The organism is Acetobacter sp. DmW_136 (assembly GCF_008690365.1).
Classification (GTDB): Bacteria; Pseudomonadota; Alphaproteobacteria; order Acetobacterales; family Acetobacteraceae; genus Acetobacter; species Acetobacter oryzifermentans.
Genome location: NZ_VHON01000006.1, coordinates 17,687 through 41,546, shown reverse-complemented (window position 1 = coordinate 41,546; position 23,860 = coordinate 17,687). Strand labels below are relative to the sequence as shown.

Here is a 23,860-nt window from a genome sequence, read left to right as displayed (position 1 = left end):
GGGAGCTGCTTTTATGGCATTTGTTCTTACAAGCCCTGCCTTTGTAAATGGTGATACGCTGCCACAGGCGCAGGTTTATAACGGTATGGGGCAGCATGGGCAGAATCTTTCCCCCGCGCTGGAATGGAAAGATGCCCCAGCAGGCACCAAAAGCTTTGTGGTAACGGTGTATGACCCAGATGCTCCAACCGGTTCGGGCTGGTGGCACTGGGTGGTGGTGAATATTCCCGCCACTATTACAGAACTGCCAACAGGCGCAGGTTCTGCCGGAGATAAGCTGCCCAAAGGCGCTTTACAGGTGCGTACAGATTTTGGCGTGCCCGGTTATGGTGGCGCTGCTCCGCCACCAGGGCGCGTGCACCGTTATGTTTTTACAGTTTATGCGCTGGACGTTCCTACGCTGGATGTGCAGGCAGATTCCAGCCCGGCATTGGTTGGTTTTATGGTGAACCACCACAAGTTGGCTTCTGCCAGCCTGACGGCTTTATATGGTAGTAGTGGTTCCCGCGATTAAGCGTTTCTTCCCTGAACCTTTTATAAAAGGTTCAGGGAAAGAGCATGGTAATGGCTGGAATTGCCTAGCGCGCATAGGCTTTAAGATCGTTTAAAACATCATCCGGCGTTACAAGCCCTGTGTGTTCATGCTGCGGCATAACCAGAAGGGGTGGCCCATCATTTAAGAACCGGATGGAAAGTTGCGCCCAGCGAGAAGCCACAAAGCGGCGAAATGTCTGAGCTAATACGCAGCGATCCATGTCTGTATGATACGGGTTGCTTGGTGAGCATACTGTATTCAAGTAATCGCTCATAAAGGCGGCAATAGCGGGCACAAGCTCGGCTTCGCCAAAATAGGCCAAAGCCGTATTCATGCTCCACGGTGCGCCGTATTGTTGGTGGCCGTTGTCATCAAACTGGGTCAGATCAAAGCCATATGTTGCATGGGCTTTCATATCTCGCAGCAGGCTGACAAAATTGGCAGGAAAATAGCCTGCGCAATCTCCTATCAAAACGGGCACCCTAAACTGGGCGACAATATCAGGTAGGATCAGATACCGTAATGCGGGTTCCAGCATAGCGGCATCTGATTTTGTTTCACCATACCCAAAGCTGAGTCGCAATGTTGTGGAATGTTTTTCCAACCATTCTGAAAGAGTGGAGAGAAAGGTAAGCTGATCCACAGTTGGGTTTGCAACACCAAGGCAGATCTGGATTTGGCCCGCGGAACGGTCTTCTCGGCAGGCATGGATAAGGGAAAGCACAAGCCCCGGAACCAGATCAAAATGTTGCGCTGTACAGGCAAAGGCTAAGCAGGTAGAAGGCCGTTCTTCTGGTATACTAAAGTGCCATTGCCAGTTTGCTACACCCGTTACATCCGGTATAGCGCGGCTGGCCAAGCGCCCGCATTCCTGCGTGCTTAACCATGAAAACACCCCTTGATCATACAGAGCCGGGGCCATGTTATCCTGCAAGGCCAGTTTGCGGGCAATGGCGTAATGCGTATCTGCTTCTGCCTGTAGGCCAGCCAACCAGCTTGTATGGCCCATGCCCAGTTCTTCCCACCAACTCAGACCATTTAACCGGGCTTCCGCCGTTAAAAGGCGCAAACGGCTTTCTGTATCCAGTTTCTGGAACGCTTGTTCAAACAGGGCGCTATAGATGCGCCGGATGTCCGGGCCATTGTTGGATGAAAGGCGCATAGGCACCAAAAGCGCCTCAAATGGTGTTTCAAAAGCCGGTAGCCCCATATTGCTTAAAGCACTAGGTACCAGCAAAAGAGCACATTCTCCGGCCTGTTGCCGTGCCACTAATGGGGCGAGTAGCGTGCCTATGTCGCGATCAGGATAACGCGTGGCAAGAGACTGCTCCATTAACGTGGCGGCGGTATCGTAGTTTTTGGTGCGTAAGGCCAGAATGGCGGCCATCCATTGCAGTTCGGGGCGTGTATCATGCTGGCGCGCAATGGTTAAAAACCCGTCTGCCAGTTCCCATTGTCCAAAAAGAGCGCACAAACGCGCCAATTGTACGCATGTGGCCGTATCACGCGGAGTAACGCTTAAGCGTAAAATCTGTTCGCGCAGATCATCCAATGTGGCCCACGGTGTTGTGGTGGGGCGTAGAGTGTTTGTTTGTAAAAGATGCAGGGCATCTTCCATTAACCCAGATAGAGCGTGGGAGGGGCAGATAGTAAATGTTACCTTCTCTGGGGTGGTATCGCTCCAGAGTGTTATGGCGTCTTTTGTGCGTTCGGCCTGAAGTTGCTCTGCAGGCCATTTGCGCCCATCCAGTTGCAAATGATGCTCTGCACAGGTGGCGCGCCCAACAAAGCGTGTACCATTATACCATTCCTGTTCCGTAAGATCGCGCAGGACGGAAAGCAGCTCTGGCGGCAAAAGCAGAAAGTGCTCCCATGTAGCGCAAAGCGGTACAACATCGAACACATTCTGGTCTCGGCTAGAAAGATAGCCTTTGCCTGCCCGGATAGACATAAGCGGGCGGCCTGCAAAATTTTCTATAGCTTCTGCTTTGGTAAACGTTCCACCAGGATTTAACGCCGCAGATTGCTCATCTAACGTGGCTGGAGTTGTGCCACGCATAAAGGATTGTGCAAAGGAAACAGGATGCAGCCGCAAGCCCGTATACCCCACCAGTGCGCCATGCCAGGAGAGAAGATAGAACGGCATGGGCTGATCCTATAAAACGATCGGGTAAGTGGGAATAATACAGGAAAATTGCACGGCTTTTATGCTACGGCATCAAGCAGGGCAGGAAGATACTGTTCCAGCTTGATGCGTACGGGCATAAGGTAGGCTTTGCCTTTTTCCTGCGCTAGTTCTTTAAGTACCGTTTGTGCAAACAGGATGTTGGCTTCCAGCGTGGGGGAAAAATCACGCGGGAAAACAATGTGATTTGTTGTTTCCCAGTAAGAGCGTGATTTGGGGCCAATAACGGGGGAAAGACCCCAAAATACGCATTCGCCCTGCATCCATTCCCGGCACAGATCAAACAGCTTCAGGTCAAATACGGGCTGCGTGAAAAAGCCAATAGCTCCGGCTTCTTTTTTACGGGCCACATCTTCCAGCTCTTTCCATGGGGCGCGGCGGTATGGGTCAAACGCTGCATAGACTTTGAGGTGCGGAGCTTCACGCCGGTAGCGGCGGATAATGCTTTCCGTGCTGTTGGGGTATGTGCGGTGGCTGAGATCTGCCGGTGGGTCACCATGCACAATCAGAATTTCTTCCAACCCTGATTGATCTGCTCCGGGCAGAGGCGCATCCGGCGCAATATCTATGGCCCGGATATGCGGAATAACGTTTCCAAACTGTGGGCGCACAAGTGCTGCGGCATCCCAACTGCGAAGGGGAAAGCGCATTAGGTCAGGAATATTTAGCGTATCTGCTGCGGGAAAAGTGGTTTTAACTGTGGCTACATCTGCCGCCAGAGCCTCCGCAGAACGCGGAATTAGCTCAACCGAAAGGCGAGAAAGGCTCATTCTGCACTCCCCTCAAGCTGCAATTTGGCTGCGGTGAGCGTGTTTTTCAGCAAGCAGGCAATTGTCATGGGGCCAACGCCACCCGGCACCGGGGTAATGCGGCCAGCCACTTTAACAGCTTCATCAAACGCTACATCGCCTACAAGGCGGGTTTTGCCATCATCGGTTTTGATACGGGTGATACCAACATCAATCACGGTAGCGCCGGGTTTAATCCAATCCCCACGCACCAGTTCACGGCAGCCAGTGGCCACCACCAGAATATCGGCTTCCCGCGCCAGTGCCGCCGTATCGCGCGTGTGGATATGTGCAATAGAAACCGTGCAACCTTCTGCCAGCAGCAACAGGGCCATGGGTTTACCAACCAAATTGGAAGCCCCGATAACTACGGCGTGCTGGCCTTTCATATCCCCGAGCTGATCACGCAGCAGGAACAGGCAGCCCAGTGGTGTACAGGGAATAAGGGAGGGCAGGCCCACCGCCAGACGGCCAGCGTTGATTTCCCCCAACCCATCCACATCCTTTTCAGGCAGAATGGCATTGGTGACGCGGCGTCCATCCAGCCCGTTTGGCAGGGGAAGCTGTACCAGAATGCCGTGAATTTCGGGGTCTTTGTTCAGGCGGTCTATCAGCGCCAGAAGTTCAGCTTCCGATGTATTTTCGGGCAGCATGTGCATAAAGGAGCGCATGCCGGCATGGTGGGTTTGCACAGCTTTGTTGCGCACATACACTTCGCTGGCAGGATCATTCCCGACAAGAATCACCGCCAGACCGGGTGTTACGCCATGTTTCTCGTGAAACGCCAGAACATCCTCTCGGATATTCTGGCGCATTTTGGCGGAAAAGCCTTTGCCATCAATCAGGGAAGCCTGATGATCGGAGGGAAGGGAGGATGAAGATGCGTTGGTCATGGAGCTGCCAGTTGGTCATGCAGAAGCGTGTGGAGTTTCAAGCCGGGGCATACGCAAAAAAACGCCAAACGACAACGTTTTCAGGTGTACATGTCCGGTATGTGCACGAAATTTCAGGTCATGTTTCACCCTGCCGATAGGGAGAAAGTGCGTTAAGGGCTTCGGCTTCCGCCAATATGGCCGGGCGTTCTGCCTGAAGGAAAGCCCCAACACCGTTGCGGAGTGAGGGATTTTCCAGCCAATGGACAGAATGTGTGAGGGCAGGCAGATAGCCACGCTGGATTTTATGTTCACCCTGCGCCCCGGCCTCTACTCGCTTGAGGTCGTGGGCAATGGCAAAATCTATGGCGCGATAATAGCACAGCTCAAAATGCAAAAACGGCCAGTTGCCAATGCATCCCCAGTTGCGGCCATACAATGTATCGCCCCCCAAAAGGTTTAGGGCTGCGGCAACTGGTGTACCCTCGTGCCGTGCTATCATCAGCACAACACGGTCTTGTAAGCGTTCAGAAAGTAGCGGAAAAAAATCGGGCGTCAGGTAGGCGTTGCCCCACTTTTTATCAATTGTATTCTGGTAAAATGTGTAAAAAGCTTGCCAATCTTCAGGCGTAATGTCTGATCCGCGCAGGGTATGAAAGCTTAGGCCAGCGGCATTGGCATCACGCCGCTCCCGCCGGATAGCTTTGCGTTTGCGAGATGAAAGTGTTTCCAGAAAATCATCAAAGCTGGTGTAGTTTTTATTATGCCAGTGATACTGCAAACCTAATCGGGGCAGCCATCCGCGTTCAGCCAGATTATCGCTTTCCTGCTTGGTGCAAAATGTAACATGGGCAGAGGAAAGGCCGGTATCGTGGCAGATCTGGCGCAAAGCATCTGCCATAACTGCTTTGGTTTCTGCAGGTGCATCTGGCCGCGTTAAAAGGCGTGGGCCGGGTGCTGGGGTAAAGGGCACGGCAATTTGCAGTTTGGGGTAATAGCGCCCCCCAGCGGCTTCAAAGGCGCGTGCCCAACCTTGGTCGAACACATACTCGCCCCATGAATGGCCCTTGATATAGGCAGGGCATGTGGCGGCCAGTTGTCCATCTGGCGCATGCAGGCTGACATGCTGCGGCAGCCAGCCTGTTTCACGGCGTACAGAACCGCTGTCTTCCAATGCAGAAAGAAAGGCATGGCTGACAAATGGGTTGTCCACCCCTGCACAGGCATCCCACTCCATTTCTGGAATGGCATGGATACTGTTGTGCAGAGATACGGACCAGTCAGGCATGTCTGTGTCTTTCCTGCAAATTTAGCCGATTTCGAACAGCCCTTCTACTTCAACCGGCGCATCCAGCGGCAGAGAAGGCACGCCAACGGTGGAGCGTGCATGGCGTCCGGCATCACCAAATACGGCAACGGCCAAGTCAGATGCGCCATTCATCGCTGCTGCGTGCGAGGTGAATTCTGGTGTGCAGGCAATAAAGCCACCCAGCCGTACTACGCGCTTCACGCGGGAAAGGTCACCCACTGCGGCACGCACCTGTGCAATTACATTGATCATGCTGTAACGCGCGGCTTCAACCGCTGTTTCAACAGAAACGGCATCACCCAGCTTGCCGGTAGCAAACAGCTTGCCATCTTTAAGAGGGAGCTGGCCGGAAACTACCAGCAGAGAACCTGTTTGTACGCAGGCCACATAGTTGGCAACAGGTGCGGCAGGGGTGGGAAGTTCGATACCAAGTTCAGCCAGACGGGATTCAGGAGTGCTCATCACGCTGTATTCCTTGTGTTAAAAAGCTGGGCAAGAAGCAGAAAATGGCCTCTTGCCCCGCAGAATGAACCGTATGCCTTTAGCAGACAAGCCGCAGATTACGGCGTTTGCGCCCAGTAGGCGGCGTATCATCTGCTTCTGGCAGATCTAGCGGCAGAAGGGGGTCTGGGTCAGATTGTGCATCCTGATGCGGGCCATCTGGCAGCCGAACACCTAAATATGTGTCTGACAAAGCCCGGAAGGCATAGTCCAGCATAGATGTGGCGTAGGAGGCAACGGGGTCTCCCTCTACGGTGCCAGCCGGGCCAAAACAGGTATAGGCAAAGTTTTCCACAAAGGCTTCCAGCGGGGCACCGTACTGAAGGCCAATGCTCACGGCTTCGCCCAAGCTTTCCATCAGCCCGCGCACCATGCCGCTTTCCCGCGTGGGGGTAAGGGCCAGCTCACCTAGTGTGCCATCTTCATATTCCCCAGTACGTAGGAACAGGCGATGGCCGCCAATAGTGGTTTTTTGTGTAAAGCCACCGTGCCGTGGGGGCAGCGTGCGGCGCACCCCACGCTCCAGCTTGTTGCGGGTAGGCTGGTTTTGCACTTCTGGCCGTGCGGGCATACGGTCCACAAACCCAGTGAGAGCCCGATACATGGCCAGATGTGCATTGGGGCCGGGTTGGGGGAGAACAGTTTCACCTGCCAGCGCGGCAGCCAAAGCTGTTTCAACCGTAAAATCCCGCGCTTCCAACCGCAGTAAAGCGCTTCTGGAAAGTTTGCCATCTGGCCGCAGCATGGAAAAAGCTGGGGCTAGCCCACAAGCTTCTACACCCAAAAGCCCGTCTATCGGGTTGGAGGAAGAAAAGCCGGTTTCAATCGGGGCCAAAGGTGTTTCTGTTTCTACGGCCGCTTCGTTCCAAACCGCGCGCAGGGTTTCTCCCAATCCGGGCAGAACAGTGCGCACTGGCGGCAGTGGGAGGGATTCCGGCCCTCGGCCTGCATGGGCAGTTAAGGTGGCCAATGCAGCTATGGCGCATGCAGCGGCGCGGCCATCTTCACTATCATAATCCAGTCCAACGCCTGCAAGGCAGGCATCCAGATTGGTCAGCAAAATATCACCGGCTAGCGGGGTGGGGGCCAGTATATCTGTTGGCGTGGTGGGGGTTGCTTCTGCTTGTTCCGGTGCAAATAAATCTGGCAGTGGCAGTTCACCATTGCGCTGGTTTGCCAGTGTGCTGGCGGCATGGCGCAATACGGAGCAGATCAGCCGCAGGGCCGCAACAAATGTGCGCGCAGCAAATCCTTCACCGGGGGAAACAAAAGCTGCCAGATTAACAATAAAGCCGGGCGGGCGGTCAAAACGGCAATGCCATACGGCTTCTGTTGGCGCGGCCTGCCGTGTAAGCAGCATCCATACCAAAGATCGGGCCGTGGCATCATCTGGTGCCAGCGCATCAATCCAGCGGGAGGCAAGGCTGGGCAGATCCAGCGCTTCATCTCCTGGTACAAGCTGGGCCAATGCCGTTGCGGCATCTGTATCCCATTCTGCGGGCAGCGTAACGGAGCGAAGGGGAGCGTCCGGATCTGCTGCGGCCTCTAGCGTGCTCATCAGCACGCCATTCCAGTGGCGTCTGGCTGTTGCGTTCATGCGGGCAGTTTATCGTTTCAGCCCATCGCGTCGGAACCCGGAATCGTGCTGCCAAAAGGCGGTTAACACTCTGCATAATGAGGATATGGGGGATAACTTTTTGTGAAGTTGCCGTTTCCTGTCCAAATACCGGCAGCTCGAGCGCAGTTGATCGGAAGCGCGTGCATATTTCATGGACTGGCTGGAGTGTGGAGTCCTATTATCCATAGCATGGCAAACTTTGGAACATGGCTGCATACGCGCCGGAAGGGGCGGCTGGTTGGCAAGGATGCCGATGGCCGCAGTTATTACGAATCAACAGGCCCGGCCCGTCAGGGTGGCGGGGTGGAACGGCCCGAACGCTGGGTGATCTACTTGAAAGGGGAGGATGCCTCGGCCGTGCCGCCAGAGTGGTGGGGGTGGCTGCACCATACGCTGGACGCTCCTATTCCGGTGGAAGAGCGTAAGCCCTGGCAGCTTCCGTATCAGCCGAATATGACAGGCACGGCGCAAGCTTACAGGCCTGCGGGCAGCCTGTATTCCACCGGCCAGCACCCACCTGCGACAGGAGATTACGAGGCATGGACACCTGATGCGTGATCTGCTGCGCATTTCCTGCTAAACCGAACAGGCAATACAGGGAGTGCGATGCGGCTTATGGCTTCAGCAATGGCAGAAAAATCTCGGCGTAGTCTGACAGAACTGCTTACAGGCACAGTTGTGCTGGTGGCTATCGGCGGTATGCTGGTGGCCGCCGTGGTGGGCGAGGGCCGCAAGACAGATACAACCGGCTACCAGCTTAATGCCGATTTCACGCACATAGATGGGCTGGATATTGGCTCTGATGTGCGGTTGGCAGGTGTAACCGTTGGGCAAGTGGTAAGTGAAACAGTAGATCCGCACAGCTTCAAGGCGCATGTCACATTTACTGTGCGGCCTGATATTCACCTTTCAGATGATACAGCGGCTATTATTACCAGTGATAGCCTGCTGGGCGGCAAGTATATTGCCCTCTCCCCCGGCGGGGATGACAAAACCCTTAAACCCGGTGAAACAGTTGGGCAGACACAGGGCTCCATCAGTCTGGAGCAGTTGCTCAGCAAGTTTATTTTCTCGGTTACGGATACGCTCACACGTGCCAACAAAGCAGCACCTACCAATGGTGGTGGCGCGGGTGGGAATGATCTGCCCTGAAACAGACATAAAAATCCGTTAATTTTAGAGTGAAGCCGGGAAACAACAGCATGGAAAAGCCACGCTTCTGGCCGCAGGATGATGGAAACCCCATAACCTGCCATGAAAAGCTGCGTGTTTTGGAAGAAAACTGGCAGGAAGTGCAGGATATTATGCGCGATGCGTTTGAGGATGCCATGCTGATGGGGGTGAGTGAACAATTTATGCGGGCGCGTTTGAAGGATATGGTTGAGAGCCTTGCCTCCCCTAAAAACGGAGGGCAAGCTGCATGAAGCGCGCAACATATAAAGCCGTGGCTTGTGGGGCTATTTTGGCTGGGGCGCCTGTTTTGGCGCAGGCTGCGGGCTCTGCTTTAGCGCCTCCGGCAGTTTATGCGCCAGATACATGGCAAGGTAAAAATACGGCTGTTGTGCGTGTTCTGGACAGGTTGGATGCCCATGTAGAGGTACTTTCGGTTCCGGTAGGCACAACAGCACATTATAAAAGTCTGGACATTACACCTTCACGCTGTTTGCAGCGCCCTCCAACGCTTTCGCCCGATGCCGCAGCGTGGCTGGCCGTGCAGGATAAACACCCTAACGGAGCCGCCTTTCAGGGCTGGATGCTGGCAGCGGAGCCTGCATTAGGTGTGTTTGAAAGTCCGGTTTACGATGTGCGGATGGTGCGGTGCGAGGGCGCGGATACAGAGCCTATGTTGCCCCCACTGCCCAAACCTGTAGCCCCCGTTGCGCCCCCTGCATCTGGCTCGGATACGGTTCCAGCGCCTGCGGGGGATGGGGCATCTTCCGGCCATGCGGGCAGCCCGGATATTCCCGATGCCATACCAGACAAGCAAGAAACCGGCGGCGTTTACTAACGTTAGGTAAGGAACCGTTTCGTTTTTGTGCCGGTTCCGCGCGGCAGGTCTGTAAGATCGGTGGTTGTCGAAGCAGGGGGTGTTCGGCAACGTGTCAAAACAATGGTCTAGCTGCAAGTGCCTGGCACTCTTGTTATTATAGCTGGACATCACAACAAGGATTGAGGTGCAAACGTGCTAGGTTCTCTCGGTGCGCAGGATTTCCGTTTTCATCTACCCCCGTTAAACGAAACTGCCTTTCTGCTCGATTTTGATGGTACTCTGGTGGATATTGCTCCCACGCCAGAATCTGTTGTGGTGCCAAATGGGCTTCTTGATAGCCTGCGCCGCCTGCGTGAAGCATGCGGAGATGCCTTGGCCGTTGTTTCTGGCCGCCCCATTGATCAGATAGATCATTTTCTGGGTGATGTGCCTTTTGCTGTTGCAGGTGAACACGGGGTAGCTATTCGGCATCGGCCCGGTGGCCCGATTGAACGTGCAGCATTGCCTACCCTGCCGCCTGAATGGCTGGCTCAAGCGCGGGATTTGCTGGCAACATTGCCCGGCACGCGGTTAGAGCACAAAGAAGGCGGTTTTGTTCTGCATTATCGTGCCGCACCGGAAGCAGCAGAAACGTTGTGCCAGGCAGCTAGTGAATGGGTTAAGCACTCTAAAGGCACATTCTTGCTTTTGCCGGCAAAAATGGCGTGGGAAATTCGCCCAGCCGGAATTGATAAAGGCTATGCTGTCTCTCTGTTAATGGAAAGTCCTCCCTTTACGGGCAAAAAGCCTGTGTTTGTAGGGGATGATGTAACGGATGAAGATGCTATAGCTGCTGTACGCAGAATGGGGGGCGTTGGGTTGCGTATTCCATCTGATTTTCCAACCCCTTCTATTTTTCGGGCTTGGCTGACCTCTCTTACAGGCGGGAGCCGGTAAGGGATGGGGCGTCTTGTTATTGTTTCCAATCGCGTTCCGGCTGTGCGTGAGCGTGCCCAACCTGCTGGTGGCTTGGCTGTTGCTCTGCGTGATGCTGTACAAGGGCAGGAGTGCCTGTGGTTTGGATGGTCTGGGCAACAAATTTCAGATGATGAAGGGGAGGATCGGCGCGTAAGCATAGACACGGTAGATAACGTGACTTACGCCACTGTAGATCTGACCAAATCAGAATATAATGGGTTTTACGAAGGGTATTCCAACGGAATTCTGTGGCCGCTTTGCCATTACCGCGCAGGGCTGATGAGTTATAGTCGGCAGGATCGGCACACATATCATGCCGTGAACACCATGTTCGCGCAGAAGCTTGCCCCCCTCTTAAAATCTGATGATTTGATATGGGTGCATGATTACCATCTGTTCCCACTTGGGCTTGCGCTGCGGGAACAGGGGATAAAGTGCCGTATCGGGTTTTTCCTGCACATTCCATTTCCACCATGGAGCCTCATGCGGGCCTTGCCTGGTGCTGAAAAGCTGATGCGATCTTTACGCGCCTATGATGTGATGGGTGTGCAGACGGAAGATGACGCACGCAATGTTAATGAAGGTTTTTCTGTTGTTGGGGTGCCAGCGCAGGCCCGTGTGTTCCCGATTGGAATAGATCCAGCAAGCTTTCAGCAGCAGGCTTCCTCCGGTTTAGATAACCCGGAAGTGCAGAAGCTTGAAAAAAGCCTGCGGGGCTTGCCGCTGATTATCGGTGTGGACCGTATGGATTATTCCAAGGGGCTACCGGAGCGTTTTCGGGCGTATGAAGTGTTCTTGCGCAAATATCCGGAATACCGCGGTAAGGTTATTTATCTTCAGATCACCCCGGTTTCTCGCGGTAGTGTGCCAGAATACAAGGTGCTGCGCCAAGAGCTGGATGGTGTGGTTGGCCATATTAACGGCACGTATGGAGATTTTGACTGGGTTCCTATCCGTTACCTTACTCACCCTGTCCCGCGTGAACTGCTGGCCCCATTTTTCCGCCTTTCTCACGCAGCGTTGGTAACACCTCTGCGGGATGGTATGAATCTGGTTGCCAAGGAATATGTGGCAGCTCAGGATGCGAAAGATCCCGGCGTGCTTATTCTCTCCCGTTTTGCTGGTGCTGCGCCAGAAATGGAAGATGCGCTTTTGGTGAACCCGCATGATGCAGATGAAGTGGCAGATGCCTTGCATAAATCACTCAGCATGTCTCTTTCTGAAAGACAACTGCGGTGGAAGCGGCTGAAGCCAGATGTCTGGCGCGTTACGGCTGGCAGTTGGGCGCGTTCCTTTATTACGGCTTTGGCAGAGGTGCGGTCTGAATGAGGGGGAGCCACGCATCTCGGCCGCTGGCGCTATTTTTGGCAGGTGCGGCGTTATTGGCGCTGGGGGTGGTGTGGTACACCCAACATGTTTTGCAAATTATGCCGTGCGAACTGTGCCTGTGGGAACGCTGGCCATGGCGTTTGCTATTAGGCACAGCCATTGTGGCCGCTGTGTTGCCCGATAAGGTAGCACGACACCTTTTGTGGTTGACGGTGCCTTTTATGGTGGCGGATATCGGCCTTTCTATTTGCCATGTAGGGGTGGAGTGGCAATGGTGGCCAAGCCCGCTGCCTGCGTGCCACGCGCCTCATATATATGGGCGCACTATGGCGGAGCGGCTGGCTTCTATGCCACTGCTGCCTTCCAAACCCTGTGATGCAGCCACGTATCTGGTGCCGGGTGTTCCTGTTTCCATGGCGGCAATGGGCGGCCTGTACGCAGCTATTGTGTTATGGGTGTTTGTGGTTTGGCGTAAAAAGCTGGAACGTGTGACGCGCCGTATTTTCCATTAAATATTATATTTTAAGTGTTAGGTTTTTATTGTTGAAGGCGTGATAACTTCGTTGCCGTATTGTAGCGGTTGAAGCACCGCGTATAAATCTTATACTGTGTGCCTGAATGCAATGTCAGGATATCTCTATGTCTTTAAGTGGCAATATTAAAACAATCGATTGGAGCGTATTTGACGCAACATGGTACGCAGCAAAATATGGAGATATTCTGAAATTTCTAGGCCTTGAAGGTGCAGAAGTATTAGAGGAATTTTATAGGGAAAAAGGGCCAGCATTACGTCATTCACCCAACCCGTATTTTGATGAGGATTGGTATCTGCGGCGTTATCCTGCGGTTGCTGAAGCTGTGGGGAAAGGTGAATGGAGATCCGGGTTTGATCATTATTGCCAAACAGGATTTTCTTCCCACAATCCTCATTGGCTTTTTGATCGTGAATTTTATTTCAAGCAGCACCCAACTCTTCAGCCTGCAACGTTGGAAGAAGCAGGGTTTCGGAATCTCTATGATCATTACCTGAATGTGGGTGACGAACAGTTTTTAACGGGATCATGGTTTTTTAACGCAACAGCATATCTTAAAAGTGGCCATGCACGTATTGAAGGTTTGGGTGCATTTGCACAATGTGTGCGTAACCTGAGGCCTGAGCAGGGGTATGGTCAGCGTCTGTCTTGGTATTTTGATCCTGAATGGTATCTGGAAACCTATCCGCATGTCCGGAAGGAACTGGCTTCAGGGCGCTGGCTCTCTGCCTTGCACCATTATCTGTCTAATTCCACCCCAACAGATTACAACCCGAATGCCTATTTCTCTGAAGAGTTTTACGGCAGCGTGAATCATGATGTAAGCGGTGCGGTTGAAAGCGGAAACTTCCGTAATTTTTATGAACATTTTCTGCGCTATGGTGTGCATGAACTCCGCAAACCAAGCGCTAATATTGATCTTGAATCCTACTACCGTAATGCCGTTGTGCAAAAGGAAGTTACGCGTGGTGATTTTCCAGATGCGTTCGCACATTATATTGCCCACGGCGGCAGGCTAGAAGATGATATGGAAGGGCTGAAGGAAAGTGAGGCCCTTTCCAAAAAACTCTATCATGAAATGTGCCGCATTCGGTTGCCTGTTCTTTTGAATCAGACTCTGGATTTTACATACGATGCACCAGATTTAAGCGTTATTATTGTAGCACATAATCTGTTTGCCATGACCATGAGCGCGTTGGCCTCGCTACGTGCTAATTATAATGGCCAAATGCAGGTTATTGTAGTGGATTCTGGCTCTACAGATGGTGTGCGTCATATTGAACGTTATGTGCGCGGTCTGGATGTTGTGCGTTTTCCCGGTAATGTTGGCTTTTTGCTGGGTTGCAATGCGGCATTGGAAAAAGTGCGTGGTCCATTCACACTTTATCTGAACAACGATACAGAGCTGATGCCAGAAGCTATTGGCAATGCCTTGGCTCGGTTACGGCATGAAATAAAAATAGGGGCGGTTGGTGGCAAACTTGTACGCACCAATGGCTTGTTGCAGGAAGCAGGTAGTATTGTCTGGCGCGATGGATCGGTGTGCGGCTATCTGCGTGATCAGCGCCCTGATGTTCCAGAAGCTAATTTTGTAAGATCTGTAGATTATTGCGCCGGTGCATTCTTGATGATACGCACGCCCCTGCTGCGCCAGTTGGGCGGCTTTGATATAGATTATGCCCCTGCGTATTTTGAAGAAACAGATCTGTGCTTGCGTATTCATGAAGCCGGGTTTGATGTGGTGTATGATCCTTCGGTGGTTGTAATACATTACGAGTATGGCACATCCAGTTTCATGAGTGGCGCATCCATGATAGCGCGTAATCAGGATGTGTTCCGCCGTAAGCATACGGCATATTTGCGCCAGAAAAGCCTGAACAACCCCAGAATGCTGACAACAGCACGTTTCAGCAAGCAGGGTCAGAAGCGCGTTTTATTTATTGAAGACAGATTGCCCTATCGGTTTTTGGGATCAGGCTTTACGCGTTCAAACGATATTGTGCGCAGCATGATTGCTGCTGGATGCCAAGTAACGGTGTACCCGGTATTTAGACCAACAGAATCTCAGGAAGATATCTGCATGGCTTTTCCGGATCGGGCAGAGGTGATTTGGGATCGAGAATTACCAGAACTAGAAGATTTTATTAAATCCCGCGCTGGGTATTATGATGCCATCTGGATTGCACGCACGCATAATGCAGATCGTCTGGCCCCTGTGCTTATGGATTGTGCTGATGCCCTAACGGGTGCAATGGTGATTACGGATACCGAGGCTGTATCCGCGCCGCGTGAATATCGTAAAATGGAATTGCGCGGGCAAACACCAGAAAAAACAGTGGATGAGCTTTTGAAGCATGAATTCAGGCATTTGTTCATGTCTGAAAAAATTATTGCAGTGAACAGTAAGGATTCCAAAATACTTAATGCTCACGGTTTTTCTAATGTTCATGTTCTAGGTCATTTGCAAAACGCTTTAACGTGGTCTCCCGGATGGGAAGATCGCCGGGATATTCTTTTTCTGGGGGCCATGCATGATCAGGATTCACCAAATGTAGATTCCTTGGCGTGGTTTAGCAAAGAAGTGTTGCCATTACTGGATGGCCGTTTGCCAGAAGACGTTAAATTTACAGTCTGTGGCTATGTAAACCCGCGTGTTGATCTTACATCACTTATAAACAACCCGCGTATTGTGGTAACGGGGCGGGTAGAGGATGTAACACCTGTTTATAATAGCCACCGGGTATTTGTGGCGCCAACCCGGTATGCGGCGGGTATTCCCTACAAACTGCATGAAGCCGCAGCACATGGTATTCCTGTTGTTGCAACGGATATTTTGTGTGAACAGGTTGGATGGGTGCCTGGTGAAGATATGCTGTGCGCCAGTGTATCGGACGCGCAGGGTTTTGCGGATGCTATTGTCCGGCTGTATGAAGACAAGCAGTTGTGGAACAACGTGCATGCGCATGAACTCAAGCGTATTTCTACAGAAAACACGCAAGAGAATTATGTAAAAAAGATAAAGGATATTTTAGAAATTTCCTAAAATAATCCCAGCACGTCAGGTGAGGTAAGTGGGATCTTCCATTTTCAAAATCTGACGTGCCAGACTGTGCAGCCGTGCGCTGGCTCGTACCCCTAGTGTGCTGATTTCCTGATAGGAAAACCAACGGGCCTCCAAGGCATCATCACCAGCTTGTACGGGGTTATGGGTGTGTTCTTGTTCCTCACACCTTACGGCAAGAATGATGTAGTGAAACTCTAGCTTTCCATGAGCATCATAATGCAAGCTATCAAATGCATCTATTACAGAAGTTGCTTTTGCTGGTAAGGATGTTTCTTCCAAAAGCTCGCGTTCTGCGGCATAAAAGATAGTTTCTCCCGGTTCAATCCGCCCGCCGGGAAAACCCCATAGTCCGGCATCTGGTGCTTTAGCGCGGCGGACAAGCAGAAAATTATTCTGCCTTCGCACAATAGCAAGAACACCGGAACGTGGAAGGCAGGAATGGCATGATGTTTTCATGATCAGGAAGTGTAGAAGGTCATGAATGCTGGTCAACCCTTATCTGCGTAAAAGGGGTTTGGCTATTTTTTCTCTTTGCCCAAATGCAGAAAATGCGTGTTAAATACAGCCATAACCGTGCGGAATGTTGTGCATGGAAAATATAAATTAGCTATCAAGGAGCACATCTTATGTCGGCAGATACAATTGCCATTCCGGGTATAGCCAAACCAGCCTCCCGCATTGCGCTTGGTACGTGGGCCATTGGTGGTTCCATGTGGGGTGGCGCAGATGATGCAAACGCCAGCAAGACGATAGATGAAGCTCTGGAGCTTGGTATCAATATGATTGATACAGCACCAGTCTATGGATTTGGGCATTCTGAAGAAGTTATTGGCAAGGCTTTGGAAGGTCGGCGTGGCCGTGTTATTCTGGCTACCAAGGTGGGGCTGAACTGGCATGATGGAAAGGTTTTCCGGGATAGTCGGTCTGCACGGCTTGAAGAGGAAGTTGAAAAATCTTTAAGCCGCCTGCGCACAGATTATATTGATCTGTATCAGGTTCATTGGCCAGATACATGCACTCCGTTTGAAGAAACAGCCCGTGCTCTGGAAAATCTGGTGAAAAGTGGCAAGGTTAGAGCCTTGGGGCTGAGCAATTTCTCACCCGCCCAGATGGATGAATTCCGGAAGTTTGCACCTGTTTCTGCTGTGCAGCCGCCATACAACCTATTTGAGCGCGAAATAGAGCGTGATGTGCTGCCATATGCAGAAAAAAACAATCTGGTGGTGCTGGCTTATGGCCCTCTGTGCCGTGGTTTGCTTTCGGGCCGCATGACGGCAGACCGGAAGTTTGAAGGGGATGATCTGCGTAAAACAGATCCCAAGTTCCAGCAGCCACGTTTTGGCCAGTATTTGCAGGCGGTGGAAGACCTTAAAGCCATTGCCAATAAGCATGGCAAAAGCATGCTGGCACTGGCTATTCGCTGGGTGTTGGATCGCGGCCCAACTATTGCACTGTGGGGTGCACGTAAGCCAGAGCAGATTGCAGGTGTGGATGATGCTTTTGGCTGGAAGCTGGATGCAGAAGACATGCAGGCTATTGATGCAATTCTTGCCAAGGATATTAAAGACCCGGTAGGCCCGGAATTTATGGCTCCGCCTTTGCGGGCTTAATCTGGCGGAACAGGGCTGGCTTATCCAGCCCTGTTCTACCCGCAAGGCTGGCGGTGGCCCATACGCATTGACTCAGATGTGGCTTTTTTCGCACTCTGTTAAGTTATGAAAGAGCCGCACCCTCCTTATCAGGCCGAGCCTGAGCAGGCGACAGTCTGTATGTTTCCGCTTCAGCAGGTATTGGGGCGGGCAGAGGCTGCGGAATATTTGGGTATTCCTGCCCGAAGGCTCAGATTTTTGGAAATGCTCGGGGGTGGGCCCAAATCTGTTTCTCAGCGCGCAGGGGCCATTCAGTTTCGTAAGGAAGATCTGGATAACTACAGCGCCCAGCAGTTTAGCCGTGCCGGGTTAGGGGCAGATGCGTTTTCTCGCTATCGGAGCATGCGTGCACTGGCTGATTATAAAGGGCTTGATCCGTTTATGGATATGGCCAGCCGGGATGAGCTTTCTCAGGCGTGTACCTATATCGGCGGGCGTGTTGGCATCGGGCTGGGGCTGGTGGTGATTGTGCTTTCTCATACTCCGCTTTCCCGCATTCTGTTTCATGTGGTGCGTTAGGGCTGTTTTGTAACGGCCTGTGTGTTTTCATATCTTGCGCAAGGGGTTGCGGCAGCCCATGTTTGAGCAATGGCTTCCAAAACCTCCTCCTCTGCGGCACGTGGCAAAAAGCGCCCTTCATTAAGCGAGCGTGCGGCCAGTCTTCCCCCCGTTCTGTTCGAGCCGGAAAAGCAGGCTCCTCGTCCACGCCTCAAGCGTATGGAAGTGGTGTCAGAATACGAACCGGCAGGGGATCAGCCGCAGGCTATTCGTGAACTTGTGGCCGGGGTAGAAGCTGGAGAGCGCGATCAGGTTCTGCTAGGGGTTACGGGTTCGGGTAAAACCTTTTCCATGGCCAAGATTATTGAGGCCACGCAAAAACCCACACTTATTCTTGCGCCCAACAAAACATTAGCCGCCCAGCTTTATGGAGAAATGAAGCAGTTTTTCCCCAATAATGCTGTGGAATATTTTGTAAGTTATTACGATTACTATCAGCCAGAAGCCTATGTGCCGCGTTCTGATACGTATATTGAAAAAGACAGCCAGATAAACGAACAGATTGACCGTATGCGCCATGCGGCTACGCAGGCGCTGCTGGAGCGGAACGATGTAATTATCGTGGCCTCTGTTTCCTGCATTTACGGTATTGGGTCTGTAGAAACCTATTCCCGCATGGTGGTGAAGCTGGAGCTGGGCGGAGAGATAGACCGGGATAAGCTTATAAAAAGCCTTGTTGAATTACAGTACCGTCGGAACGATGCCGCATTTGCACGCGGTACATTCCGGGTGCGTGGTGAAACAATAGACATTTTTCCCGTGCAGAATGAAGACAGGGCCTGGCGTGTTTCTCTGTTTGGCGATGAAGTTGACGGGTTAATAGAATTTGACCCGCTAACAGGTGAAAAAACGGCTGATCTGCAGGAAATTACAATTTACGCAAACAGCCACTACGTTACACCACGTCCGACGTTGAATCAGGCCATTAAGGGCATCAAGCAGGAACTGCGCGAACAGCTTGATGTGTTTACAAAGGCCGGCAAGTTGCTGGAAGCAGAACGGCTGGACCAACGCACCACTTTTGATCTGGAAATGCTGGAAACAACAGGGGTGTGTAAGGGGATCGAAAATTACTCCCGCTATCTTTCTGGTCGCAAACCGGGTGATCCGCCGCCAACCCTGTTTGAATATCTGCCTGAAGATGCGCTGCTGATTGTAGATGAAAGCCACGTAACAGTGCCGCAGATTGGCGGCATGGAACGCGGAGACCATGCGCGCAAATCCGTGCTGGCAGAGTTTGGTTTCCGGCTTCCTTCCTGCCTGGATAACCGGCCTTTGAATTTTGCGGAATGGGACAAGTTTCGCCCACAAAGCCTTTTTGTAAGTGCCACACCCGGCCCATGGGAAATGGAACGCACAGGTGGCGTGTTTGCTGAACAGGTTATTCGCCCAACCGGGTTGGTGGACCCCATTACAATTATTCGGCCTGTAGAACATCAGGTGGATGATCTGTTGGCAGAATGTCGTACCACCATTGCCAAAGGTGGCCGTGTGTTGGTGACAACGCTTACTAAACGCATGGCGGAAGACTTAACCGATTACATGAATGAAGCTGGTATTCGGGTAAGGTATCTGCATTCCGATGTAGATACACTGGAACGGATAGAAATTATCCGAGACCTGCGCATGGGGGCATTTGATGTCCTCATCGGTATTAACTTGCTGCGAGAAGGTTTGGATATTCCAGAGTGTGCGCTGGTAGCTATTCTGGATGCAGATAAGGAAGGGTTCTTGCGTTCCCGCACATCTCTTATCCAGACTATTGGCCGTGCGGCCCGAAATGTAGAGGGCCGGGTTTTGCTGTATGCAGATAAAATGACGGATTCTCTGACATACGCAGTAGAGGAAACAGCCCGCAGGCGCGAAAAACAGATGGCGTGGAATACAGAGCACGGCATTACGCCACAAAGTGTGCGCAAGCATATTAGTGATATTGTGTCTTCTGTGTTCGAACAGGATTACGTTACCATTGCGCCGGATGAAGATACGGGCGTGGCAGAGTTTGTGGGGCAGGATCTAGGGGCCGCTATTGCCGGGTTGGAAAAGCGTATGCGTTCTGCCGCGGCAGAGCTGGAGTTTGAAACTGCGGCACGGTTACGAGATGAAATTCAGCGGTTGGAAGCCTTGCAGCTTGGGCTGGAACCGCCTCCGGTAGCGGCCTCAACAGCAGGAAAAGCTCAGACAAGTGGCCGCAAACCTAAAAAAGATAAGGTGCCACGGCCACTGGGGCCGGGCGGGGGTGGATATGATCCGGCAGCTAGGCGGAAAAAGCGGAAATAACACCCATATTGCGGCAGGCCTTGTTTCTGCCGCTTAACCCTTCTACCGTCCGCATAGCAAACCCTTATTTGTGCGGACATTACGGCATGACAACGTCAGATCCTTTTATCCAGCCGGATTATACAGCACTGGAACAGGCTTCTGTTGCACCTGATCCTTTCCCGCATGTGGTGGTGCCGCATTTTATCCGTTCAGAAGATCTGGGGCGTTTGTTTGCGCATCGGCCGCATATTGTGTCTGGGGGGTCTTTTCCACCAGATTCCTTGCAGCTTTCTCCCCTTATGGAACATTTGGTGGAAGAACTGGAAGGCCCACGGTTAAAGGCAATTGTGGCGGAAAAATTTCACCTCAATCTCGATCATGCACCTTCCATGCTGACCATTCGTGGGCGCACGCGAGAAAAAGATGGCCGTATCCATACGGATTCATTGGCCAAGCGTGTAACCATTTTGCTGTATCTTAATCCATCAGGGGTGGGGGAGGCATGGGAACGGCAGGAAGGCTGTTTGCGCCTTTTGCGTGGCCCGCATGATATAGAGGATTACGCCAAGGAAGTACCGCCCGTAGATGGCACTTTGCTGATTTTCCCTAACGGCCCAACAACATGGCATGGGCATAAGCAGTTTGTGGGGCAGCGCTATACTATCCAATTAAATTACATGACAGAAGATGCACGCGCCCGGTCTGAACTGCGGCGGCATAAACTTTCTGCATTGGTTAAAAAGTTGCCTTTGCCTCAGTTGGGGCAGTAACTTTTCTTTTTTGATCTGTTTCTGCATGAACAGGAAGCCTGAATGATTTTTCGCAAGCCGTCTGCTGCCCGCACACGTTTTTCACTGCTGGCTATAACGCTGGCCCTGTTAGGGGGAACTGCTCTTTCTCCCACATCGGCTCATGCTCAGGATGCCGCACCGGGTATGCCGTCCGCTCTTGTGCCTCCTAGCCTGAGCAGTGCACAGGTTGTGCGTGCAACGCTTCCTAATGGCCTTAAGGTTGTTATTGTGCCTAACCGGCTGGCCCCGGTTGTGACAACAGAAATTAATTATCTTGTTGGCTCGGCAGAAGTGCCAGATGGGTTTCCGGGTACGGCGCATGCGTTGGAACATATGATGTTCCGTGGCAGCAAAGGGCTGGATAAAGACCAGCTTGCAGCTATAGGCACGCGTTTGGGCGGCAGTTACAACGCAGATACAACTGAAGATGTCACGCAGTATTTCTATACAGCACAGGCACAGGATTTACCTGTTCTGCTTAAAATTGAAGCCCTGCGCATGAATGGCTTAACCCTGTCTGAAGCGGATTGGGAAAAAGAACGTGGCGCGATTGAGCAGGAAGTTGCGCGTGATCTTTCAAGCCCTGCCTATCGGTATCTGGAACAGTTGCAGGGTATTTTGTTTGCGGGCACGCCTTACGAACACGATGCATTGGGCACGCGGCCTTCCTTTGATAAAACCACGGCGGCGGATCTGAAAGATTTTTACCAAAAATGGTATGGCCCCAATAATGCCGTACTGGTGATTGTGGGGGATATTAACCCTGTTTCTACCTTGCAGCTGGTACAGGATACATTTGCCGATATCCCGCGCAAGGATCTGCCGCAGCGCCACAAGATAGCTCCGGCAGCGCCGCCAGCTAAAACACTCACGCTTTCTACAGATTATCCTGTTGGGTTTGCCACGCTTGCATTCCCCATGGCGGGCAGTTCTTCAGCAGATTTTGCAACGGCTGATATTCTCTCAGATGTGCTCTCCAGCCAGCGTGGTGCCCTGTATGATCTGGTACCGCAGGGCAAGGCGTTGTACGCAGGGTTTGAATACGCTCCTAAAAAAGAAGCTGGTTTTGGTTTGGCGCTTGCGGCTTTTCCTAAAGGCACAGATGCTTCTGGCCCCATGAACGCTATGAAAGCTGTGTTGGAAAAAATCCGTAAGGAAGGCGTGCCAGCAGAACTGGTTGAAGCCGCAAAGCAGAAAGAAATTGCCCAGCTTCAGTTTTCTGCCAATTCTGTAAGTGGTCTGGCATCTATCTGGTCTAACGCATTGGCATTTCAGAACCTAGATAGCCCGGGTGATCTGGTGGCTGCTTATCAGGCTGTTACGCCAAAGGCAGTAAATGATCTGGCTGCAAAGCTGCTTGATCCAGCACATGCTGTGTCTGCCATTCTTACCCCGGAAGCATCAGGCAAGGCAGTTTCTGGTAAAGGGTTTGGAGGGGCAGAATCTTTTGCAAGCACCCCGGATAAGCCAGTAAAATTGCCGCAATGGGCCGAAAAAGCTCTGGCCCAACTGGAAGAACCTAAACCGACACCACTCCCTGCGGTTAGCACATTATCTAACGGTATCAAGCTGATTGTCTGGCCTTCTCATGTCAGCCACACCATTCAGCTTTCTGGTCAAATCCGCCAGACGCCCGAGTTGCAGGAGCCCAAAGGCAAGGAGGGCGTGCATAGTTTAACGGAAGCTCTGTTCTCCTATGGCACAACGCAGCATGATCGTCTGGCTTTCCAGAAAGCGCTCGATGATGTGCCAGCATGGGAAGATGCCGGGGGCAATTTCTCCTTACAAGTTCTTACGCCTGATTTTGAAAAGGGCGTGGATCTGCTTGCTGAAAATGAACTGCATCCAGCATTCCCTGAAAAAGATTTTACGGTTGTGCGCACGCAGTTGGCACAAGCTCAGGCTGGGGAACTGGTATCTCCCGGGCATTTGTTTGATAAAGCTATCAAGGCTGCCATTCTGCCGGAAACAGACCCGACACAGCGTGATGCTACGCCTGAATCTATTATGAACATAACCCGTGATGATGTGCTGCATTATTACCAAAATGCGTGGCGCCCGGATCTGACAACTATTGTTGTAACAGGTGATATCACGCCCGAAAAAGCACAGGCGGTATTAGAAAAAGCTTTTGGTGGTTGGAAAGCCGAAGGCCCGGCACCTGATGTGAATTTGCCTACCGTGCCACTTAGCAAAACATCACGCGCAACGGTGCCTGATAAGAGCAGCGTGCAGAATGATGTTGTGTTGGCGGAAACACTGGGGCTAACGGCACAAAATCCTGATCATTTCCTGCTGCAGTTGGGCAATGAAGTGCTGGGGGGCGGTCTGTTCTCCTCGCGTCTGTATAGAGATATGCGGGTGAAAACAGGTTATGTTTATTCTGTAAGCAGTTCCTTTGATTGGGGACGTACGCGCGGGGCCTATACTGTTAATTATGGTGCAGACCCGGATAAGGTTGGTAAAGCGCGGAATGTTGTCATGAAAGACCTGAAAGCCATGCAGTCTGCACCACCTACAGCAGAAGAGCTTTCTTTGGCCAAGGCTTCACTTCTGCGGAGCTTGCCGCTTGCCAGAGCGAGTTTGGCCCGAATTGCTGCGCAGTATCTTTATTTGGAAGATCTGGGTTTGCCGCTTGATAATGCGGATCGGGGCGCAAAAGTTTATTACAAGGCAACGGGTGCAGAAGTACAGGCCGCATTCCGTAAGTGGATCAGGCCAGATGACCTTGCGGTTATTGTAAAGGGGCCTACGCCTACTTGGTAATGGATTACATGTATTCGTAAATGTTTTAAGAAAGGTTCTTTCTGTGCATTTTACGGATACATTGTAAATCGTGTTTGTTTTTCTCGGGTCTAGAAGTTAACAATATTACGAGGGAATTTGGTGTCAGTATTTTCTGGACAGAAAAATAGTTAT

The 23,860-nt window shown here is 52.0% G+C and carries 21 protein-coding genes; 14 read left to right on the top strand and 7 right to left on the bottom strand.

The window, feature by feature from the left end; genetic code table 11:
• The first annotated feature begins 13 nt into the window (after positions 1–13).
• Complete coding sequence (locus FKW31_RS02085; protein WP_150177417.1) at positions 14–514, top strand: kinase inhibitor; 501 nt, start codon at positions 14–16, stop codon at positions 512–514.
• Positions 515–578: 64 nt separating this feature from the next.
• On the opposite strand, the gene FKW31_RS02080 is transcribed toward FKW31_RS02085, so the two are convergent.
• The 6 genes from FKW31_RS02080 to FKW31_RS02055 form a co-directional block, all read right to left on the bottom strand.
• Positions 579–2,681: a hypothetical protein gene (locus tag FKW31_RS02080; protein WP_150177415.1), complete on the bottom strand. Its 2,103-nt coding sequence runs from the start codon at positions 2,679–2,681 to the stop codon at positions 579–581.
• Between the two features lie 59 nt (positions 2,682–2,740).
• A complete protein-coding gene (locus FKW31_RS02075; protein WP_006116792.1) occupies positions 2,741–3,490 on the bottom strand; it encodes a methylenetetrahydrofolate reductase in 750 nt (249 codons plus the stop codon).
• Complete coding sequence (locus FKW31_RS02070; protein ID WP_150177413.1) at positions 3,487–4,401, bottom strand: bifunctional methylenetetrahydrofolate dehydrogenase/methenyltetrahydrofolate cyclohydrolase; 915 nt, start codon at positions 4,399–4,401, stop codon at positions 3,487–3,489. The genes FKW31_RS02075 and FKW31_RS02070 overlap by 4 nt, the downstream gene beginning before the upstream one ends.
• A 118-nt stretch (positions 4,402–4,519) precedes the next feature.
• Entirely contained in the window at positions 4,520–5,668 is a 1,149-nt protein-coding gene (locus tag FKW31_RS02065; RefSeq protein WP_150177412.1) for a GNAT family N-acetyltransferase, read from the bottom strand.
• A gap of 21 nt (positions 5,669–5,689) precedes the next feature.
• Positions 5,690–6,154 (bottom strand): RidA family protein, encoded by a 465-nt coding sequence (locus tag FKW31_RS02060; protein ID WP_003624824.1) that lies wholly within the window; start codon positions 6,152–6,154, stop codon positions 5,690–5,692.
• Between the two features lie 76 nt (positions 6,155–6,230).
• The gene (locus tag FKW31_RS02055; protein ID WP_150177410.1) at positions 6,231–7,787 is read right to left on the bottom strand and encodes a vitamin B12-dependent ribonucleotide reductase; all 1,557 of its coding nucleotides are present in this window, start codon (positions 7,785–7,787) and stop codon (positions 6,231–6,233) included.
• A 210-nt stretch (positions 7,788–7,997) separates the two neighbouring features.
• Here FKW31_RS02055 and FKW31_RS02050 point away from each other — a divergent pair, with 210 nt between their 5' ends.
• The 8 genes from FKW31_RS02050 (at position 7,998) to FKW31_RS02015 (ending at position 15,660) form a co-directional block, all read left to right on the top strand.
• Positions 7,998–8,366, top strand: coding sequence for an NADH:ubiquinone oxidoreductase subunit NDUFA12 (locus tag FKW31_RS02050; protein ID WP_035352793.1), 369 nt, complete (start codon positions 7,998–8,000; stop codon positions 8,364–8,366).
• A gap of 48 nt (positions 8,367–8,414) precedes the next feature.
• A complete protein-coding gene (mlaD, locus tag FKW31_RS02045; RefSeq protein WP_006116797.1) occupies positions 8,415–8,960 on the top strand; it encodes an outer membrane lipid asymmetry maintenance protein MlaD in 546 nt (181 codons plus the stop codon).
• 50 nt (positions 8,961–9,010) lie between these two features.
• Positions 9,011–9,232, top strand: a complete 222-nt coding sequence (locus FKW31_RS02040; protein ID WP_035352796.1) for a hypothetical protein — start codon at positions 9,011–9,013, stop codon at positions 9,230–9,232.
• On the top strand, positions 9,229–9,816 hold the full coding sequence (locus tag FKW31_RS02035; RefSeq protein ID WP_150177408.1) for a DUF2155 domain-containing protein: 588 nt from the start codon (positions 9,229–9,231) through the stop codon (positions 9,814–9,816). The genes FKW31_RS02040 and FKW31_RS02035 overlap by 4 nt, the downstream gene beginning before the upstream one ends.
• A 174-nt stretch (positions 9,817–9,990) precedes the next feature.
• Positions 9,991–10,734: a trehalose-phosphatase gene (otsB, locus tag FKW31_RS02030; protein WP_150177406.1), complete on the top strand. Its 744-nt coding sequence runs from the start codon at positions 9,991–9,993 to the stop codon at positions 10,732–10,734.
• A 3-nt stretch (positions 10,735–10,737) separates the two neighbouring features.
• A complete protein-coding gene (locus FKW31_RS02025; protein ID WP_150177404.1) occupies positions 10,738–12,084 on the top strand; it encodes a trehalose-6-phosphate synthase in 1,347 nt (448 codons plus the stop codon).
• Entirely contained in the window at positions 12,081–12,596 is a 516-nt protein-coding gene (locus FKW31_RS02020) for a disulfide bond formation protein B (protein WP_006116802.1), read from the top strand. The genes FKW31_RS02025 and FKW31_RS02020 overlap by 4 nt, the downstream gene beginning before the upstream one ends.
• A gap of 106 nt (positions 12,597–12,702) precedes the next feature.
• A complete protein-coding gene (locus FKW31_RS02015; RefSeq protein ID WP_150177402.1) occupies positions 12,703–15,660 on the top strand; it encodes a glycosyltransferase in 2,958 nt (985 codons plus the stop codon).
• Between the two features lie 15 nt (positions 15,661–15,675).
• Here the strand turns inward: FKW31_RS02015 and FKW31_RS02010 are convergent, their stop codons facing one another.
• Positions 15,676–16,173 carry an NUDIX hydrolase gene (locus FKW31_RS02010; protein WP_193562025.1) on the bottom strand — a complete coding sequence of 166 codons (498 nt, stop codon included), beginning with the start codon at positions 16,171–16,173 and terminating at the stop codon, positions 15,676–15,678.
• A gap of 134 nt (positions 16,174–16,307) precedes the next feature.
• Here FKW31_RS02010 and FKW31_RS02005 point away from each other — a divergent pair, with 134 nt between their 5' ends.
• From FKW31_RS02005 to FKW31_RS01985, 5 genes are all read left to right on the top strand, one after another.
• On the top strand, positions 16,308–17,291 hold the full coding sequence (locus FKW31_RS02005) for an aldo/keto reductase (RefSeq protein WP_150177400.1): 984 nt from the start codon (positions 16,308–16,310) through the stop codon (positions 17,289–17,291).
• Positions 17,292–17,396: 105 nt separating this feature from the next.
• Positions 17,397–17,849: a hypothetical protein gene (locus FKW31_RS02000; RefSeq protein ID WP_089178438.1), complete on the top strand. Its 453-nt coding sequence runs from the start codon at positions 17,397–17,399 to the stop codon at positions 17,847–17,849.
• 69 nt (positions 17,850–17,918) lie between these two features.
• Positions 17,919–20,168: an excinuclease ABC subunit UvrB gene (gene uvrB, locus FKW31_RS01995; RefSeq protein WP_006116807.1), complete on the top strand. Its 2,250-nt coding sequence runs from the start codon at positions 17,919–17,921 to the stop codon at positions 20,166–20,168.
• Between the two features lie 86 nt (positions 20,169–20,254).
• Complete coding sequence (locus FKW31_RS01990) at positions 20,255–20,920, top strand: 2OG-Fe(II) oxygenase (RefSeq protein WP_089178439.1); 666 nt, start codon at positions 20,255–20,257, stop codon at positions 20,918–20,920.
• A gap of 42 nt (positions 20,921–20,962) precedes the next feature.
• A complete protein-coding gene (locus FKW31_RS01985) occupies positions 20,963–23,707 on the top strand; it encodes a pitrilysin family protein (RefSeq protein WP_150177398.1) in 2,745 nt (914 codons plus the stop codon).
• Positions 23,708–23,860 lie beyond the last annotated feature (153 nt).

Excerpts from the sequence above, each read along its gene's own strand:
- FKW31_RS02015 (WP_150177402.1), top strand. The coding sequence starts at position 12,703 with ATGCAATGTCAGGATATCTCTATGTCTTTAAGTGGCAATATTAAAACA.
- uvrB (WP_006116807.1), top strand. The coding sequence starts at position 17,919 with ATGGCTTCCAAAACCTCCTCCTCTGCGGCACGTGGCAAAAAGCGCCCT.
- FKW31_RS02055 (WP_150177410.1), bottom strand. The coding sequence starts at position 7,787 with ATGAACGCAACAGCCAGACGCCACTGGAATGGCGTGCTGATGAGCACG.
- FKW31_RS02000 (WP_089178438.1), top strand. The coding sequence starts at position 17,397 with ATGAAAGAGCCGCACCCTCCTTATCAGGCCGAGCCTGAGCAGGCGACA.
- FKW31_RS02035 (WP_150177408.1), top strand. The coding sequence starts at position 9,229 with ATGAAGCGCGCAACATATAAAGCCGTGGCTTGTGGGGCTATTTTGGCT.
- FKW31_RS02070 (WP_150177413.1), bottom strand. The coding sequence starts at position 4,401 with ATGACCAACGCATCTTCATCCTCCCTTCCCTCCGATCATCAGGCTTCC.
- FKW31_RS02005 (WP_150177400.1), top strand. The coding sequence starts at position 16,308 with ATGTCGGCAGATACAATTGCCATTCCGGGTATAGCCAAACCAGCCTCC.
- FKW31_RS02025 (WP_150177404.1), top strand. The coding sequence starts at position 10,738 with ATGGGGCGTCTTGTTATTGTTTCCAATCGCGTTCCGGCTGTGCGTGAG.
- FKW31_RS02040 (WP_035352796.1), top strand. The coding sequence starts at position 9,011 with ATGGAAAAGCCACGCTTCTGGCCGCAGGATGATGGAAACCCCATAACC.
- FKW31_RS02065 (WP_150177412.1), bottom strand. The coding sequence starts at position 5,668 with ATGCCTGACTGGTCCGTATCTCTGCACAACAGTATCCATGCCATTCCA.
- FKW31_RS02085 (WP_150177417.1), top strand. The coding sequence starts at position 14 with ATGGCATTTGTTCTTACAAGCCCTGCCTTTGTAAATGGTGATACGCTG.
- FKW31_RS02020 (WP_006116802.1), top strand. The coding sequence starts at position 12,081 with ATGAGGGGGAGCCACGCATCTCGGCCGCTGGCGCTATTTTTGGCAGGT.
- mlaD (WP_006116797.1), top strand. The coding sequence starts at position 8,415 with ATGCGGCTTATGGCTTCAGCAATGGCAGAAAAATCTCGGCGTAGTCTG.
- FKW31_RS01985 (WP_150177398.1), top strand. The coding sequence starts at position 20,963 with ATGATTTTTCGCAAGCCGTCTGCTGCCCGCACACGTTTTTCACTGCTG.
- FKW31_RS02080 (WP_150177415.1), bottom strand. The coding sequence starts at position 2,681 with ATGCCGTTCTATCTTCTCTCCTGGCATGGCGCACTGGTGGGGTATACG.
- FKW31_RS02050 (WP_035352793.1), top strand. The coding sequence starts at position 7,998 with ATGGCAAACTTTGGAACATGGCTGCATACGCGCCGGAAGGGGCGGCTG.
- FKW31_RS01990 (WP_089178439.1), top strand. The coding sequence starts at position 20,255 with ATGACAACGTCAGATCCTTTTATCCAGCCGGATTATACAGCACTGGAA.
- FKW31_RS02075 (WP_006116792.1), bottom strand. The coding sequence starts at position 3,490 with ATGAGCCTTTCTCGCCTTTCGGTTGAGCTAATTCCGCGTTCTGCGGAG.